Here is a 17,465-nt window from a genome sequence, read left to right on the forward strand (position 1 = left end):
GCATGGAAGTATCATATGAAAGATTGGCAAGTATTTTTAAAGCATTGAGTGATGAGACGAGATTGCATATTATCGACATGTTGTCGTGTAATGAATTGTGCGCTTGTGACATTTTGGCAAGCTTCAATTTATCGCAATCTACATTGAGCTATCACATGAAGATTTTGATTGATGCCGGTGTTGTTAACTCGCAGCGTAACGGGTTATGGACACGCTACTCAATCAACGAAGAAACTTTTGACGAGTTGGTTAAGATTTTACCTGACTTGTACAAAACCAAAGATGAATGTATCTGTGCTCAGATTAAGTATTGTCGTTTAGAGGACAAACCTGAATAAGAATCGTAGGAGTTAAGATGAGACGTTGGATTATGCATGTGGATATGGATGCTTTTTATGCATCGGTGGAGCAACGTGATAATCCCGAGTATAGAGGCCGCCCGGTAATCGTTGGTGGCCTTTCTTCGCGTGGCGTGGTAGCAACGGCGTCGTATGAAGCTCGCAAACTGGGCGTTCACTCGGCTATGAGTATGGCGAAGGCGCGGCAACTCTGCCCAGACGGTATTTATTTGAGACCTCGATTTGAAGTATATCATGCAATTTCGGAACAGGTTCATGCCATCATGGAACGGTATACGCCATATATTGAGCCCTTGTCGCTGGATGAGGCCTTTTTAGATGTAACGGGCCTTCATAATCGCTTTGCGGGCCCCTATGCGGTCGGTAAGGCGATTAAAGTGGATATATTAGAGGCAACCGGCCTGGTGGCGTCTGTGGGACTCGCACCGAATAAGTATTTGGCAAAATTGGCTTCGGATATTAAGAAGCCCGATGGCTTGGTGGTGATTCCGTACGGACAGGAAGCACGGTTCATTGCTAACTTGCCGGTTAAACGCTTGTGGGGGGTAGGGCGACAGACGGAAAAACGTCTTAACGAAGCGGGTTTTTATAAAATAGGTCAAATTGCGGCCTTACCGGATGAATCAAAACTGCACCCGGTGGCCGGGAATCAAGCTAAACGGCTCTATGATTTGGCACGGGGAATCGATGAACGCCCAGTTGAATATGAGCGCATGATTCATTCTATCGGTAATGAACTGACCTACGAAACTGATTTGACCGATGAGGTTGTGATTGACCGGGAATGGCACTATTTTGCCCATAAAGTAGCGAAACGGTTACGCCGGCAAGGCTTGAAGGGGCATACCGTAGCTATTAAGGTACGGTTCAACGATTTTAAGACCATAAGTCGGCAAAAACGCTTAGATATGCCTACGGACAACGAAGAAACACTATACCGTATAGGATTGTTGTTGTATAATAAACTAAACATTGATAAACCGATACGCCTTTTGGGGCTTACGGTCAGTGATTTTGCCGGTGACTGGGGGCAGATATCTTTATTTGAGAACGAGGTGTCGCAAGATGAATTGGCAAAGACCGTAGATGACTTGGAGGCTAAATTCGGCGAAGGAATTGTTATGAAAGGGGCTCTTTGGGAAAGAGCTGCCGGGCAAAAGAGAGAGGAAGAGAATCAAGATGAAACATTTTAAATTAAAGTATGGCAACGGTGAAGTAGAGTTTGATTTACCGACTCAGGAAGTATTGAATGTGGTAGAAGGCGCTGAATATCCGGCTATTGAAGATATTCCGGCGGCTCTTCTTGAAGTATTGGATAATCCGACAGGCACAGCACCTTTAAGAGATATAGTGCAGCATGATGAAACGGTATGTATCGTTGTATCCGATATTACTCGTGCGTGGATTCGTTACGATGCCTATTTGCCGACTTTGCTTAACTATTTGAATGAAGCCGGGGTACCGGATAAAAATATTTTTCTCTTAATCGCCTATGGAGCACATCGCTTACAGAGTGAAGTGGAATCACGCGCTGAATTCGGCGATGAAGTAGTAAATCGCGTTCGCATTGAGCACAGCAGCGGTATTAATCCGGACAATCATTTCCGTCATATCGGCGAAACTTCGCACGGTGTGCCAATCGAAGTGAATGAGCTCGCATTGGATGCGGATCGCCTCATTTTAACCGGCGGTATTGTATACCATCTGATTGCCGGTTTCGGCGGTGGTCGTAAAGCTATTTTACCGGGCATTTCATCATATCGGACGATTCAGAAAAACCATAATCTTTGTTTGTCCGATGAAATCGGCGGCGGTACTAAACCTGAAATCGTGAGCGGTAATATTACGAACAATATTATGCATGATGACCAAATGCAACATGGCCGTGCGGTTGAAGCAGACTTTTTAATTAACTCCGTAGCCAATACGGAAGGTAAGGTTGCCAAACTCGTGGCCGGACATTGGGAAGATGCTTGGCTCGAAGGGACTAAGCTGGTTGAAAAAATCTACGGTGTACCGATTGAAGGCTTAGCTGACTGTGTTATCGCTTCGGCCGGCGGTTATCCGAAAGATATCAACTTGTATCAAGGTGTTAAGACACAGGTTAATGCCGTGTTGGCATGTAAAACGGGTGGGGTTGTAATCCTTCTCATGGAATTGCCGGATATTCACGAACCGGAAGAATTCCTCGGTTGGTTTGATACACGTGATTTGCAGGAACGCGAAATTAAATTGCGTAACGGCTTTACCGTACCGGGCTTTATTGCCTTCCATTTAGGCGAAGATTTTCAGAAATATCGTCATATCTTGGTGACTAAGCCGGAAAATAAAGCAATCTGTGACCGTGTCGGCATTGATGTGGTAACATCGATTGATGAAGCTTTGGAACTTGCCGGTAAATTACTGGGGCGTGATGACTATTCCGTCACCGTTATGCCTTTAGCCAGCAATACGGTGCCGTTAGTAAATAAATAATGCTGTTTTACTGTTTTTAGCTTAAGTATTAATACCAAAGGTATTGGAAGATGGGAGCTGGAAGTATGCATAATCGTCATGGCATCATTGGTAAGTCTGTTATTGAATCGGTTCGTCGTTCGTTACAGAATAAGTATGCTGAGGATTGTCATATTCAGCAATTGATTGAAGAGCTGGATAGCACGGAAGACTTAACGTATGAAGAACTTCATATTACACGTCAGGCCTATGAAGAAGTGAAAGCGCGCTTATTCTATACAGCGTTATTGGACAGTTTATGGCAGGAAATCGATGAGACGCAGGATTTGTTGGAACAGCTTCATGTATACGATTCCTTGGAAGATGAATTTGATACTCAAGGCGAAGAATTAACCAGTGAAGAAATGAATATAGATGAAGTTGATTTGGCGGATGTGGATGTGTCAGATCGACCTGTAGCATTACGCCAAAGCGGTGCGGTGGCGGCACGCCAGGACGGCACCGTAGTAGCTCGTCGGGACGGTTCGGTAGTGAGCCGTCAAGAGGGGGCTGTGGCTAATCGCCAAGATGGTTCGGTAGTACTGCGTCAAGAGGGTACATTGGTAGCTGAACCGATGGTGGCTAAAACGCAGGCAGTGGCAGCTGATGCCATTACTGATAGAGATATTCCGTGGGCGAACTTAACACAGGGCGCCGATGCGGATGATAATTTATTGGCAGGAACAAATGCTGTATTGAATTCGGAGGTGGTAACAGCCAATTCGGCGGCAACTGCAGAAGAAGATGATAATGACGATGATACGAATACAGTGTTCCCGGCATCAGAAATCTTTTTGCAAGACATTTTGGATATGTTGAGCCAAAATTTGCCGGATGGCAAAGAGGGACCGATGACGATTGAAGATTTGATGCTCCATACGGAGTGGAAAGAATTTAAAAAACTTGCTAAACAGGCTAAAAAGTCTATTAAGAAAGCCCATAAAGCAGCCAAAAAAGAAGCTAAAAAAGTCGCCAAGGAAGCTGAAAAAGCGGCTAAGGCGGCTGAAAAAGAAACCAAAAAAGCATTGAAAAAAGCGAAACACGCCAAAAAAGGAGTGCAAGAACGCAGCGAAGAATGGTATCAAAATTTGGAAGAGTTGACTGATGATGTAGCAGACACCGCAGCTGACAAAACAAAAGAGATTTCCAAAGCAGCTGGCAGTGTAGCAACAGCAGTGCAGTCAAAAGTGAATGATGTCAAAGAAAGGGTGGTAGACGAAATGAGCAATCAAGAAGAACTAACCAATCGTTTGAATCAAGCAACTGATGGCAAAGCTGAAGAAGTTGTTGAAAAAGTTTCTGATAAAGCCGAAGAAGTAGCCGGCAAAGCTGAAGAGTTGAAAGACCAAGCTGTTGATAAAGCACAAGAATTAAAAGACCAAGCAACTGATAAAGCGGAAGAAATAAAAGATAAAGCATCCGATAAAGTGGATGAATTGGCAGACAAAGCCCAAGATTTGAAAGATCAAGTAGCCGATAAAGTTGATGAACTTGCCGATAAAGCCGGTGAGTTAAAAGATCAAGCAGCTGATAAAGCTCAGGAATTGAAAGAGCAAGCATCCGACAAAGTGGATGAATTGGCGGATAAAGCCCAGGACTTAAAAGAACAGGCAGCCGATAAAGTTGATGAACTTGCCGATAAAGCCGGTGAGTTAAAAGATCAAGATGCTGAAAAGGCTGATGAAGTGGCTGAACGTGCTAAAGAAGTAGCCGGTCAAGTAGCCGATCAAATTTCTGAAGTAGCTGATAATGTAAAAGAAGGTGCTCGCGGTGCAGCGATTAAAGTCTTAGATTTCATCGAAGACGCCCTTCAAAAAGCTAAGAGCAATTCGGATGATAAAAATCCAAAAAAATAAAACGCCTTGGTAAGAAATTACCGGATCTGCACGAGACGACCAAGGCGGAAAAGAAAGCCTTGCTGACCGACAGCAAAGGTCGTTGTCAAGTGTGCGGCAATCATTGCCGACCGGTAAAAGATAAATGCAAAAAACGACAACGAGCATTGGCCAAACTATTACAATAATATATTGTGTGAGTTTCCATCGCTAATTAAAATACCCCCTTACAGCAGTTACTGTAAGGGGGTTATTTGTGTGTACCATTATTTTTGCCCGACGATTTTATTTTTTTGCATCGCCAAAAATGGTGGGTCCCGGATCCTCACCATGAACTAAACGTTCTTCCACGACATGGGAGCGGAAATAGTTGACCCAGAGTCGAATAGCCGGCACAATCATGGACTGTTCGTTCCAAATCATACCGAGTACCCAGTTGATGCGCGGCTCAATCGGAATCGACACTATTTGATCCGGATTCAAACGCTCGCAAATTGTCTGCGGTAAAATCGCCGTGCCGAGGCCGCTTTTTACGAGTTCCGTAATGAAGTCCCAGTTATTGCTTTGTGCTACGATTTGCGGCACAACGCCGATTTCCTGGAAACGACCCAGAATAATGTCGTATAACGAAAAGGACGGATGGAAAAATACCAAAGGCTCCTTGCGAATTTCATGGAGCGTAACGGATTCGTAATCGGCAAACGGTGAATCGGGTTGCATTACATAGTATAGCGGCTGATGGTTAAAAATATAGGTTTGCGTATCCGGATTGGTGAAGTCCGATACCGGTAGCGTGACGAAGCCTACCTGTAACTGATTATCCTGAACAAGTTGAGCGATTTGCGGCGAACCATGCTCACTTACTTTCAATGAAATCTGCGGATAAGCGGCCATGAAATCGCGGATAATCGGTGATAAGAAGGAAGAGCCGATCATCGGCGGGATACCGAGGCTTAATTCGCCCGATTCCGTATCATTCGTGTGGTGCATTTGATGCTCCAGTACTTCAAATTGCCTCACTAAGGCTTCAATCTGCGGTAATACGGCACAAGCTTCGTTGGTGAGCTCGATGCGATGCCCACGGCGACGGAATAACTGCTTGTTCCATTCCCCTTCCAACAGGCGTACCGCTTTACTTAAAGACGGTTGGCTTACATGTAAAGTTTGGGCCGCTTTGGTAAAACTTTTCTGGCGAGCCACTTCTACAAAGTATTTTAAATGGGTAATATCCATATAATCCTCCTGCAATATAATCTCTATCTATTATAGCTAAAAAGAATACGGTCGTATAGGGAAAAAATATTATTTTTTTAAGAAAAAATGAGATACAATAAGTCATGACAACGGGGATATCGAAAAATCCCTATTTGATTAAACAATAATTATCACATTCGTTTAATGAATGAACATAAAGTATTTTGTCATAGGTAATTAGTCGGTTTGTAGGAGGCATTAAGGAATGAAACGTGTGGCGATTGTAGTAGGTCAGATTCTATTGCTCGCCTTCATAGGAGTGTTGGGCGGCTACCTGAAAGAATGGTTGCACCTGCCATTACCGGGGACTTTGGTGGGCATGATTTTGTTATTTTTGTTGCTCTGCTCGGGGATTATCAAACTTAACTGGGTGGAACAAGGGGCGGCCGTTTTAATTGGGGAATTGTTGTTATTCTTCATTCCGTCCGCTATAGGGGTTATTCAATATACACAACTGTTCGGCAGCACGGGGGCTATGTTGTTGGGGGTTATCGTAACGAGTATTGTAACATTGCTCATTTCCGTTACGATTATTACTTTGAGCGTTATGAAATTACGTAGAAAGGGGTACAAATTATGGTAAATTATTCACCGTTTCAGATGATTAGTATTCATATCATCGAATCGTTAGTGGGCACTGTAGTTTTGTATTTTCTTTTCAAAAAATTATATGAACGTTCCGGCAAAAAGCTTTATTTCACTCCTTTATTGGGTGTGCCGGTAGTTATCGGTTTATTCCTCGTAACCATGAATATTCCGTATCAGGTATATCAGGAAGGCAGTCAGTACATCACCATGATGTTGCAACCGGCTACCGTGGCCTTTGCAGTGCCTTTATATAAATTCCGTAATGTAGTTAAAGAATATTTTATTCCTTTGGTAGTCGTTATCGGTATGGGGTGTTCCGTTGCGTTCTTGGGTTCTATGGGACTTGCTGAACTCATCGGTTTGAGCCCTGAACTCGTTCACAGCATTGCACCACGTTCCGTAACTACGCCGTTGGCTTTGGCCGCTTCCGACACAATGGGCGGTGATCCTACAATTACGGCTATCCTTGTAATTGCAACAGGTCTTATCGGTATGATTATGACGACCATGATGATTAAACGTGCCCACATTCATAACCGTTTGTTAAAAGGTATGCTTTACGGCATTTCCGCTCATGGTACAGGCACTGCCAAAGCGTATGAAGACGGACCTAAAACCGGCGCCATTGCCTCTTTGGCTATGATTTTTATGGGAATTATGACGACCGTTATTGCGCCTATCGTAACAGCCGTATCAGCCGTATTATAGCTGAAAATAATTAAATATACCTATTTAAAGGTAGTTCCTTGATTGGCACGACCAGTCAGTTAACTATATACGTATTTACACACACTTACACAAACTTACGTAAACAAAAACGCCATCATTTGCGGGTTTATAGCTGAGTCACGAACAGCTATAACCAGGAAGTGATGGCGTTTCTGTTTATTTTGCGATATACTGAATTAAAATGTAGATGTAATCAAATGTATAGTGTATTTGAAGTGTATGTTTTGAAAAAAGAGAAATGAGGTTGAGTCAGCTATGGATGGGGCAACAGGATTGATTTTAGGCATGTCGGTGGGCATGTTATTGCAATTTATTGTGTTGGGCATTGGCGTTGGTGCTTTCGGGACACTCATAGGTGCCGGCGGTGGTTTGGTATTCGTGCCGGTATTCTTATATACCTTTACCGATTGGACGCCGGCTATGGTGGTTGGTACATCACTGACTATCGTTATGTTTAATGCCATGTCGGCTTCAACCGCGTTTATTAAGCAAAAGAAGATTCTGTATAGCGCAGCGATTTGGTTTACCTTGGCGACAATTCCGGGCTCTTATCTCGGTGCTGTGGCTTCAGAAGGTTTTGACGTATCCATGCTGAAATTCTGGTTCGGCCTCTTTTTACTTTGTATGTCTACGTTTATCGGTTATAAAAACTGGACTAAAGGGCAGCGTAAGGAAGAATCTTTGCAGCTCCATGAACTGACCTACAGTAAGACAATCGGTTGTTTAATCAGTGTGGTGGTTGGTTTCATTTCCAGTGTGTTCGGTATCGGCGGCGGTTTGATTCATGTGGCGGCGCTCGTATATCTCTTGGGTTTCCCGACTCATATAGCAACAGCTACCAGTCAGTTTATTTTGTTCCTGTCCACGATTATGGGTGTGACAACTCACTATTTCTTAGGTCATATTCAGTGGAACATTGCCATTGCCTGCGGTATCGGAGCTGTTATCGGGGCACAGCTTGGCGCGGCTATTGCTAAACGATTGAAGGCAACCAGTATCCTAATGGTATTCTCGGTGGGTGTAGGCATCTTGGCGCTGCAACTTATTCATTCTTCGGGAAAATTATGGTAGGATGCTTTGATTTTAGTGAATGTTAATTAAATATTGAGGACCTCGAATCTTTGAACCGTTACAAGGCAATTGTTGTTAGTTGCTTTGGGCGGTTCTTTTTTTGTTGTTAAAAAGAAATTTACTGAAATTTTATCAATAGATTATCGCAAAAATTTAATAACTATTGATGCTTTGGTTATAGTTTGAGTTTGCTAAAACTTTATAGATATAATGAAGTGTTATTACCGCGTTTTTTTATACAGTTTCTATAATATCAATTTTTATATTAAGTAAAGATATTAACTGAAGTAATGACTATATTGACCCGATATGGTAAAAATGTTAGCATTTAATCATAAGTGAAGCATAGATGAATTTAAAAGGGGAATCAATCAAGTTCATCGAGCTGTAAAAGTGTTAGCAGTATAAGGATTTGAGAGGTGTATAGTATGGAAACTAAGAAACACGGTTGTCATCGAGTAGTTAAGGCTTCTTTGAGTAGTGCAGTCTTATTGAGTTTATTATTAGGCGGACAGGTTTTTGCGGCGGATAATATCATTGTAGACAGTGGTACCGCTACGGGTACAACAAATACCGTGACTGATGATAAAACAGCTCGTGTCGTGGGGACAGAAAACTCTGTAACCGGCAGTGAAGATGCCAATGTTATTGGCGATACCAATACGGTTGAAAACACCAATGGCGTTAATATTGTAGGTAATGATAATAAGATAACAAAGAGCTACCTATGGCAGGGTGGAACAAGATATGAAGCCAGCGTTGATACTCGTGTTTTTGGTAATAACAATGAAGTACGAGGTAGTCGTAAACAAAACGTTATCGGTGATAATAATAAAATAATCGGTCGAGATGTTGGCACCGTTACTGACTATGGTCATCCTGAAGGTCGTGAACCTAATATTTCCGACTTAACTATTGGTCGTGGTAATGTACTTACCGGTAATGATACGTATCGTAATGAATGGGATGCTTTAACGGTTATTGGTAATAACAACGAAATTAGAGGAGTATCTGCAGGTATTATTATTGGTGATAATCAAAAAGGAAACAATATTAAGGATTCCGTCATTATCGGTTCTTTATCTCCTGAAGAAAAGAAGATTATCGGCGAAGGTAATAGAAATGTCGTTGTCGTTGGCTATCATACGATAGCAGGTGATGGTAGTACGGCAGTAGGTCAAAGAACGCAGAATTTGGGGCTAACAAGTACAGCGGTGGGAGTTCGTTCAACTATCAAAGATACAAATATCTATGGTTCTGTTTACGGTATCGATAATAAACTTAGTTACGAAAGTCAAAGTGAAAATGGGCCTGGGGGCTCGATAGCAACTGGTGCTTATGGGATGCTTAATAAGGTTGACTCCTCACTGACCTCCATGGCTTTCGGTACAGGAAACCGTATAACAAATGCATATGGTAATGTAAACGAGGGCATTGAAGGCGGGTTCCTTTCAGGTCGTTGGGGTGAAGTCTATTTCCACACTCCTGATGATTTCGGCTATACCGATCATCTTTCTGAAATAATGGGCGATTTTGCGGCACTTAACGGCGGGTCCGTATTTGCCATGGGGAACGGCAACGTATCGGATTATGCAAGACGCTCGGCCATCTTTGGGACGGGCAACACTTTAAACGGCACCGAAGCGGCTGTCAGTGATTATAATCTGGTTACCGGTTATCAAAATAAATCTACCAATGTGAATAACGTGTCTGTTATGGGGACCGGTAATAAGCTGAGTGATGCTACAAGAGATGTTGTTATTGGTGATTACCATACTTTAACCGGTGGTAGTAACAATGTTATTTTGGGGACGATGGGAACGAAAGAGGGATATGAAGAACAAACATATACTCCGCAAAGTTATGACCACACAACCCCTGATAAATATTGGGTAGGAGATACGCTGTACTATGCGGTAAAGGTACAAAAACCGTTACGCGAACATACGGAAAATATCAGTAATGCCGTTATGCTCGGCTATAATACGGACGTACAGCATGATGGCGGTGTGGCTATCGGTAGTAATTCCGTAGCATCTGTTGATAAAGGGGCTTTTGGATATAACCCGGTTAGCGGCAAAGCTTTTGAAAGTGAAGCGGCCATTGTTGCCTATGTCGGTAAGGCGGATAGATTAGCTGAGCTAAATAACAGTATCCCTGATTTGGAATCCGCTCTTTCGACAGCTAAAGCTGATTATGAAACTAAGGTTTCTGATTATCTGGCCAAGAATGCTGATTATGTTCAAGCCGTACATGAGTATAACCAGATTGACCATGATTCGGATCAAGGTAAAAAAATTAAAGAGCAGATGGATGCCGCTAAGACTGCAAATGATAAAGCGAGAGCCGCTATGAATACGTCCGAAACAGCTATGAATGATGCCAATAAAGCCTATACGGCAGCTGTATCGGAAAAAACTCAGATTACATCTGCTTGGCAATCCGGTGCGGCGGCTGTTTCCGTTGGTGATAGTGAAACCAGTTTAACTCGCCAAATTACTAATGTAGCAGCCGGTACCAATGATACTGATGCGGTCAACGTAGCTCAGCTTAAAGCGGCTGTGGATGCTGTAGGTACAGGCTTACAAGAAAGTACGGATGCTTTGAGTTTTAAAGACAATAAATTAGGTCTGTCAATTAAGAATTCCGATGGAAAAGAAATCATTTCAGGGAGTGTTAATTTATCTACTATAGCCTCAGCTATCGATACGAGAAATACCATTGCCAATGCCGATGGTGATACTTCCATTATTATCGACAGCACAGAAAAGAATAATATTGGCGGAACTAATTACAAAATCAAAGTGAATACTGACGGTAAAGTTGAATCCGGCAATAAAGGCATCGTTACCGGCGGCACTGTTTACAACGAAACTCGCGTAGCTAAAGACGGCACGTATGTTAAACAGTCTAAATCTGCGGCAGATAACTTGACTGCTTTAGATAGCCAGGTAGCTGCCAATACAACTCAGATTACTCAGAACACCAATAATATTACTTCTATTTCCAACGAAGTAAGCAATATTACCAATAATGTAACCAGCTTAAACAGTCAAGTTAATAAATTGGACAATCGCGTTAATCGTGTCGGTGCCGGTGCGGCCGCTTTAGCAGCCTTACATCCGCAAGATTACGATCCGACTGCTAAATGGGACTTTGCCGCCGGTTACGGTAACTACAAATCAGCTAATGCCGTAGCTCTCGGTGCGTTCTATCGTCCGACGAATGACTTGCTATTCTCCGTTGGTACTAGCATGGGCGGTGGTGAAAACATGTTTAATGCAGGCGTTAGTGTTAAATTCGGTAGCAGTAACGAATATTCGAATTACTCGAAATCTGCCTTAGCCGAAGTTGTATCTGAACAGTCTAAGAAATTAGAATCTCAGAATTCAACGATTGAAGAATTACGCACTCAAGTTCAACAACAGGCACAGGAAAACGCCGAATTACGTACACAAGTACAGGAAATCATGCGTCAGTTGGCTAATAAATAATAAAACAAAAGCAAAACGGGACTACCCAAGGTATAACCTGGGCAGTCCCGTTTTGTATTACTTCGTTTTTGATTTTAGTTTTATTGCTTTTTTTTAGGGGATGAAGTCTATGAACAAGCTTACACCGCCATCCCCTTGGCATAGTTTTCATACAACTCCTTGTAATAACCACCTTTAGCCAAGAGTTCATGATGGGTACCTTGTTCAACAATCTGACCGTTATTCACGACGAGCAATAAATCGGCATCGCGAATGGTAGATAAGCGATGAGCAATTACGATGCCGGTACGTCCTTTTAAGAGCTGATTCATAGCTTTCTGTACTTCCACTTCCGTACGCGTATCAACATTTGCGGTGGCTTCATCGAGCACTAAAATGCTCGGGTTAACCAAGAAGGCACGAGCGATGGTTAGTAGCTGGCGTTGACCTTGTGACAGGTCATCGGCACCGTTTTTTAATACCGTATCGTAGCCATGCGGTAAGGTGCGGATAAAATGGTCAGCCATGGCCAGTTTGGCAACATGGATGATTTCTTCACGTGTTGCATTCGGTTTGCCGTAGGCAATATTTTCCGCAATCGTCCCTGTGAAAATCCAAGTATCCTGCAATACCATGCCGATTTGGCGATGTAAGGTCTCGCGGCTTAATTCACGAATGTCCGTGCCGTGAACCGTAATGGTACCGCCGGAAATTTCGTAAAAACGCATGAGCAGGTTAATAATCGTGGTTTTGCCGGCACCTGTCGGACCGACAATGGCTACAACGTGACCGCTCGGAATTTCAAAATTAACATCTGTCATGAGCGGTTTATCTTCGCTATAACCGAAGTTTACATGCTTAAATTCAATGGCATTGCCGTTTGATGCGGTCGAAAGTTCGCCTTTTCCCGAGTCATCTTCCATGGGTGCGTCCAGAATCTCATAAATACGGCCCAAGGCAGCATGAGTTTCCTGGAATTTTGTTAAAATGTAGGAGCTTCGGGAAATTGGGTCGGATACCTGAGTTACATAGAGGAAGAAGGCCTGAATATCACCGAGGGTAATTTGACCGCGCAAAACGAGAAGACCACCCTGAATAGCAACGAGTACATAGCCGATTTGGTTGATGAAGTTAACTAACGGCATGATAAGTTGGCCCATAAAGCCGGATTGTCGTTCGCGCGTGAAAAGTTGCGTGTTCAAGTCCGTCATATGGTCAGTGGAGACTTTTTCAAAACCGAAAGACTGAATGATTTGCTTACCGGAGATCAACTCTTCAATCCCACCATTTACGGCACCTAAAGCCTGCTGATTGCGCAGGTAGATGGCGCGGGCTTTTTTAGATGTAAAGGTTAAACCGAAAACGCCGACGATAATTACGCCAAGAATTATGAGTGCCAGACTCGGGCTGATCCAAAGCATCATGGCTACGGCACCGACGATGCCGATAAAGGAAGAAATGAGGCCCGGAATGCCTTCTCGGAGCGTTTCCCCGACAGAGTCAAGGTCACTGGTGAGACGGCTCAGCATATCGCCACGATTATGTTGATTGAAATAGGACATTGGTAAATGGTGAATCTGATGACTTACACGACTGCGTAAAGCCAATACCATGTGTTGTGCACTGCCGGCGATGATGAACTCGCTTACATAGGTAAATACAGCATGGCAAGAGTAGAAAATAATAAGGAGTACAACCGTATCGGTGGTGCCATCTAGAATTGCATTAATTTCTCGATGTTCTTCCAGACCATGGACGATGGCATCCACAATCTGACCCAACAGGCGCGGCGCGATGATTTCAAAGCTGGCCGCCAAGATGAGGGCTATGGTTAGAAAACCGAGGCGCCACCACTGACTGCGTGAATCCAGGAGGAATCGTTTGACTAGTTTCATAGTGCCACCTCCTGTGATGTTACGATCTGTTGATAAATAGGGCAGTGGGCTAACAGTTCCTCATGCGTGCCCACACCGGCCGATTCACCTTGATTGATGACTAGGATTTTATCCGCTTTTTGAGCGGCGCTGACTTTCTGTTCAATGGATATGAAAGCACGGCCGTCCGGTTCTGTTTGGCTGATTTCCAGGGCTACCGCTTTACGCACTTGCTGTTCCGTAATGCCGTCCAAGGCAGAAAAACTATCGTCAAAAATTAAGAGACGCGGCTTGCGCACTAAGGCTCGAGCCATAGCTAAACGTTGACGTTGTCCGCCGGACAGGTTGGTGCCGCCCTGTGCCAGTTCATGAACGTAACCGTCTTCGAAGCGACTGATAAATTCATGGGCACCCGCTAATTTAGCTGCTTCTTCCAGATCTTCACGTGTCAGCGATGCATCGGATAATTGGCTTTTGCCGAATTCTAAATTCATGGCGATGGTACCGGTGAAAAGATAGGCCGTTTGCGGTACATAGCCGATTTGTGAACGAACAGCTTCAATAGGTTGGCTAAAAATTGACTGACCGTTGAAAAGAATATCGCCGGACTCGATGGGATATAGGCCCAAAATGAGTTTTGCCAAGGTACTCTTACCGGAACCGATATCGCCCATAATAGCCAGCGTTTCGCCGGCGTTGAGGGTGAAGGAAATGTCTTTTAACGCCGCTTCTTCCGCGTCGTCATAACGGAAGGTAACGTTGCGGAATTCTAACAGCGGTACATGGTTGGAGCTGGCAACCGGTTCATGTGAAACGGAATTTTCAGCCGCTATATTTAGCTTAGAAGTATCGGTTGGGTTTTCAGAATGAACCAATAATTCCCGAATACGGCGATAGCAGATAATGGCTTCCGGCACATCGAGAAGCACGAACACGGCCATAATGAGGTTCATCAAAATAAGGGTGGCGTATTCGATGATGGCCATAATATCACCGATTTGGAGCACGCCGGAGTCAATCTGATAACCGCCGAGCCAGAGGATAACTACCGTACTCATGTTAAAGATGATGAGGATACTCGGCAAACCGATGGCGTAGGTACGTGCCAATTTAGTTTCTTTGGCGGATAAATTGGAGAACATGCTGATTTCAGCGGCTTTTTCATCGTCAGTACGATTAAACGCACGAATAACGGACATGCCGATAATATGGTCGCGCACGAGGTCGGTGAGCTTATCCAGTTGTTGCTGAACTGCCATAACTATAGAGAGGGCTCGTTTTTGAATCATAACCATGAGCATTACCATGATGACCATGAGACTTAAGATGATAAGCCCCATTTCAAAACTTTTGTAAAAAGTAAGCCCCAGGCCGACTATAATCATGAGCGGCATAGGGAGAATCATATTGATGCCTTCGGAGAGGACGGACTGGATTTTTTCAACGTCACGAGTGGCACGCATGAGCAATGTGCCGGTGCCGTATTTTGAAAAATCCGACAAAGAGAAGTCCTGTAACGCCTGTACGAGTTGTTGGCGCATGTTGAGACTTACGCGTGATGCAATATGGGAGGCCAGATATACAGCACTTAAAGAGCCGATAACGGTCACCAAAGAGGCTGCGAGCATGGCAATGCTGAGCCGGCTGATGGCGTCCAAGTCGCCGTGCAAAACGCCTTCGTTAATGATACTGGCCGTTAAGGTCGGTACAGTGAGCGCACTGACTACATGAATCAAGGAGAGCAGGCTGGCGCTTAAAAAAGCCCATTTTACGGGGCTTAAATATGTTGAGATAAATTTCATATATATCGTTCCTTTTCAATATACTATATATCTCTATTGTATCACAATTAGTGATATGTCGTTATTTTATTTTGATACGTCATACGAAATTTATTGTATGAAAAACCCCTTACTGTTAGGTTTAAAATCTAACAATAAGGGGTTATCCGATGAGTTAGGACACTGATTCGAGATGAACTGATTCGGGATGATGTGTAATTTTTGGTTCTATGCCACCGGATTCATGACGGTTATTTCAATATTTTCACCGTATGACCATTGGTATGAATATTGCTATTCGTTGCATCGTCATTGTTGAGTTCGGTTAAATACGAGTCGCCGGTTACATTCCAAACCGAGTCCTTGCTAAGACTGAGCGAGGACTGTTTGGCACTGTTATTTGGATTAATGGCACCGGTGAAAGTCGAGTTTTGTGCAAGCTTAATATCTAATTTACTGCCGCGGTCGGCTAAGATATCGCCGTTAATGGCTTGTTGGTTAGCCTGCAGTTTCACTTGGCTGTTAGTGTTTCCTGTATTGTTGATAGCCGCCGGTGCAAAGGTTAGGTCGGATGAATCGCCCGCACCGGATAGAACCTGCATGAGTGGGGCATTGCTGGATTTATTAATTGTATTACCTTGCAACTTTAGCTGTGCTTTAGTACCGATAACGATGAAAAGTGGTGCTGTGCCGGTTTCCGTAATTTGGCTTTGATTGATGGTTAGCTTCGAAGTACCTTTTTCAGCTGTGCCTAAATCTGTCTGATATAGGTAAAAACCATTGGCTGCTTTTAATTGGGAATTAGTGAAGGTTACATCCGTATTACCTTCCAAAAGTCCTAAGGTTCCGTTCGTAGCTTCGCCGTTAACAGCATTTAACTTCATCGTGCCGGTAGAGCTGATGAGGGGGCTGTTTTTGCCATAGGTGCGTAACGTTACATTATCCGCGGTGAGAATGCTGTTAGTCTTCGTAGCCGTGGCAATGGCCGGACTTTGGAAGCCGTAGGTACTGATACTACTTTGTTTTAAGTTGATTTCGGCACCGTAAGCGGCACCGATACCTTGGGAGACACGGTTATTTGTGTGAACCGTTAAATCTTTGGCGGTGATTTTTACCTTTTTGCCGCTGCCGACTACGCCTGACGCACCATCGCCGGTGGTGGTAATCGTGCTGCTTTCAATCGTTGCTTCACTGTAAGGTGCGACTAAGAGAGCCGCGTTTTGACCGCGCCAAAGGCTGAGACCTTCGCTGTCGCTATTACCGGTTTTGATGAGTTCGGCTTTTTTCAACTTTGCTTTGCCGGTTTTCTGAACCAAGATTACATTTTGGTTATTCTGATTGTTGCTGAGGGACTTTTTAAAAGTCTGATTACCGTTGGCTGTTTTAGTGGCTTTAAACTTATAGTTGCTGTCTACTTTTTTGCCTTTTTTCACCGCATCGTCGGAATCACTTACAAGTCCGAGCAGTTGACCGGCCGCTTTAATCGGGTTGAGTGACGGTAACGAGAAGGACGGGATGATTTTTGCGGCGATATAAGCACTAAGCGGATCGGCCGCGTGTGCGGTGCTAACCGGATAGGCTGATGCGGAAAACGCCAAAGTAACGGTCATTATGGCCGTTAATGTGATGCGTTTAGTGGATTTACGGGATTTGTTTCTATTTAAATGTTTCATGGTACTCCTTTATAGTTTGAGTGGCTGTATATTATTTGTATTAATCTCGCAAGTTATTTCGCGAGACACTATGTTCATTATAACGTAGTGGGTGAGTGAGTACAAAAGAAAGTTTGATGAAGTCGGCTGTATAGCCGGATAGAGACTGTGATTTACGGAGCTTTTCGGAGGAAAGTTTGGCTAAGGGCTTGATTTGTTGGACAAAACACGGTAATATATTAAGGTAATAGTTTAATTTGGAGAGGTGTCCGAGTGGTTTAAGGAGCTGGTCTTGAAAACCAGTGACTCCGCAAGGGGCCGTGGGTTCGAATCCCACCCTCTCCGCCATGCTAAAA

At 43.8% G+C, this 17,465-nt stretch carries 12 protein-coding genes and 1 tRNA gene; 9 read left to right on the forward strand and 4 right to left on the reverse strand.

Annotated elements, in window-relative coordinates; all coding sequences use genetic code 11:
- Positions 1-2: 2 nt before the first annotated feature.
- The 4 genes from EO126_RS00470 (at position 3) to EO126_RS00485 (ending at position 4,708) form a co-directional block, all read left to right on the forward strand.
- A complete protein-coding gene (locus EO126_RS00470) occupies positions 3-338 on the forward strand; it encodes an ArsR/SmtB family transcription factor (RefSeq protein WP_006555363.1) in 336 nt (111 codons plus the stop codon).
- Between the two features lie 17 nt (positions 339-355).
- The gene (locus EO126_RS00475) at positions 356-1,552 is read left to right on the forward strand and encodes a DNA polymerase IV (protein WP_127006939.1); all 1,197 of its coding nucleotides are present in this window, start codon (positions 356-358) and stop codon (positions 1,550-1,552) included.
- Positions 1,539-2,834, forward strand: coding sequence for an NPN-dependent 2-hydroxyacid racemase, LarAH10 family (gene larAH10 / locus EO126_RS00480; protein WP_127006941.1), 1,296 nt, complete (start codon positions 1,539-1,541; stop codon positions 2,832-2,834). The genes EO126_RS00475 and larAH10 overlap by 14 nt, the downstream gene beginning before the upstream one ends.
- A gap of 65 nt (positions 2,835-2,899) precedes the next feature.
- The gene (locus tag EO126_RS00485) at positions 2,900-4,708 is read left to right on the forward strand and encodes a hypothetical protein (protein ID WP_164726683.1); all 1,809 of its coding nucleotides are present in this window, start codon (positions 2,900-2,902) and stop codon (positions 4,706-4,708) included.
- 264 nt (positions 4,709-4,972) lie between these two features.
- Here the strand turns inward: EO126_RS00485 and EO126_RS00490 are convergent, their stop codons facing one another.
- A complete protein-coding gene (locus tag EO126_RS00490; protein ID WP_006555367.1) occupies positions 4,973-5,920 on the reverse strand; it encodes a LysR family transcriptional regulator in 948 nt (315 codons plus the stop codon).
- Between the two features lie 226 nt (positions 5,921-6,146).
- Between EO126_RS00490 and EO126_RS00495 the strand changes: the two genes are divergently transcribed.
- From EO126_RS00495 to EO126_RS00510, 4 genes are all read left to right on the forward strand, one after another.
- Entirely contained in the window at positions 6,147-6,524 is a 378-nt protein-coding gene (locus EO126_RS00495) for a CidA/LrgA family protein (protein ID WP_006555368.1), read from the forward strand.
- Entirely contained in the window at positions 6,518-7,237 is a 720-nt protein-coding gene (locus tag EO126_RS00500; RefSeq protein ID WP_127006945.1) for an LrgB family protein, read from the forward strand. The genes EO126_RS00495 and EO126_RS00500 overlap by 7 nt, the downstream gene beginning before the upstream one ends.
- Positions 7,238-7,513: 276 nt before the next feature.
- Entirely contained in the window at positions 7,514-8,329 is an 816-nt protein-coding gene (locus EO126_RS00505; RefSeq protein WP_006555370.1) for a sulfite exporter TauE/SafE family protein, read from the forward strand.
- Between the two features lie 428 nt (positions 8,330-8,757).
- Positions 8,758-11,823 (forward strand): YadA-like family protein, encoded by a 3,066-nt coding sequence (locus tag EO126_RS00510; protein ID WP_127006947.1) that lies wholly within the window; start codon positions 8,758-8,760, stop codon positions 11,821-11,823.
- A 119-nt stretch (positions 11,824-11,942) separates the two neighbouring features.
- On the opposite strand, the gene EO126_RS00515 is transcribed toward EO126_RS00510, so the two are convergent.
- The 3 genes from EO126_RS00515 to EO126_RS00525 form a co-directional block, all read right to left on the reverse strand.
- Positions 11,943-13,697 (reverse strand): ABC transporter ATP-binding protein, encoded by a 1,755-nt coding sequence (locus EO126_RS00515; protein WP_127006949.1) that lies wholly within the window; start codon positions 13,695-13,697, stop codon positions 11,943-11,945.
- A complete protein-coding gene (locus EO126_RS00520) occupies positions 13,694-15,478 on the reverse strand; it encodes an ABC transporter ATP-binding protein (RefSeq protein WP_127006951.1) in 1,785 nt (594 codons plus the stop codon). The genes EO126_RS00515 and EO126_RS00520 overlap by 4 nt, the downstream gene beginning before the upstream one ends.
- A 230-nt stretch (positions 15,479-15,708) precedes the next feature.
- On the reverse strand, positions 15,709-17,130 hold the full coding sequence (locus EO126_RS00525; RefSeq protein WP_127006953.1) for a hypothetical protein: 1,422 nt from the start codon (positions 17,128-17,130) through the stop codon (positions 15,709-15,711).
- A 238-nt stretch (positions 17,131-17,368) separates the two neighbouring features.
- Between EO126_RS00525 and EO126_RS00530 the strand changes: the two genes are divergently transcribed.
- A tRNA-Ser gene (locus EO126_RS00530) sits at positions 17,369-17,457 on the forward strand.
- Positions 17,458-17,465: the final 8 nt, after the last annotated feature.

Source organism: Veillonella seminalis (assembly GCF_003992065.1).
Lineage (GTDB): Bacteria > Bacillota > Negativicutes > Veillonellales > Veillonellaceae > Veillonella_A > Veillonella_A seminalis.

Coding starts and splice junctions, on each gene's coding strand:
- EO126_RS00525 (WP_127006953.1), bottom strand. CDS start 17,130: ATGAAACATTTAAATAGAAACAAATCCCGTAAATCCACTAAACGCATC.
- EO126_RS00485 (WP_164726683.1), top strand. CDS start 2,900: ATGCATAATCGTCATGGCATCATTGGTAAGTCTGTTATTGAATCGGTT.
- EO126_RS00470 (WP_006555363.1), top strand. CDS start 3: ATGGAAGTATCATATGAAAGATTGGCAAGTATTTTTAAAGCATTGAGT.
- larAH10 (WP_127006941.1), top strand. CDS start 1,539: ATGAAACATTTTAAATTAAAGTATGGCAACGGTGAAGTAGAGTTTGAT.
- EO126_RS00475 (WP_127006939.1), top strand. CDS start 356: ATGAGACGTTGGATTATGCATGTGGATATGGATGCTTTTTATGCATCG.
- EO126_RS00495 (WP_006555368.1), top strand. CDS start 6,147: ATGAAACGTGTGGCGATTGTAGTAGGTCAGATTCTATTGCTCGCCTTC.
- EO126_RS00500 (WP_127006945.1), top strand. CDS start 6,518: ATGGTAAATTATTCACCGTTTCAGATGATTAGTATTCATATCATCGAA.
- EO126_RS00490 (WP_006555367.1), bottom strand. CDS start 5,920: ATGGATATTACCCATTTAAAATACTTTGTAGAAGTGGCTCGCCAGAAA.
- EO126_RS00510 (WP_127006947.1), top strand. CDS start 8,758: ATGGAAACTAAGAAACACGGTTGTCATCGAGTAGTTAAGGCTTCTTTG.
- EO126_RS00515 (WP_127006949.1), bottom strand. CDS start 13,697: ATGAAACTAGTCAAACGATTCCTCCTGGATTCACGCAGTCAGTGGTGG.
- EO126_RS00520 (WP_127006951.1), bottom strand. CDS start 15,478: ATGAAATTTATCTCAACATATTTAAGCCCCGTAAAATGGGCTTTTTTA.
- EO126_RS00505 (WP_006555370.1), top strand. CDS start 7,514: ATGGATGGGGCAACAGGATTGATTTTAGGCATGTCGGTGGGCATGTTA.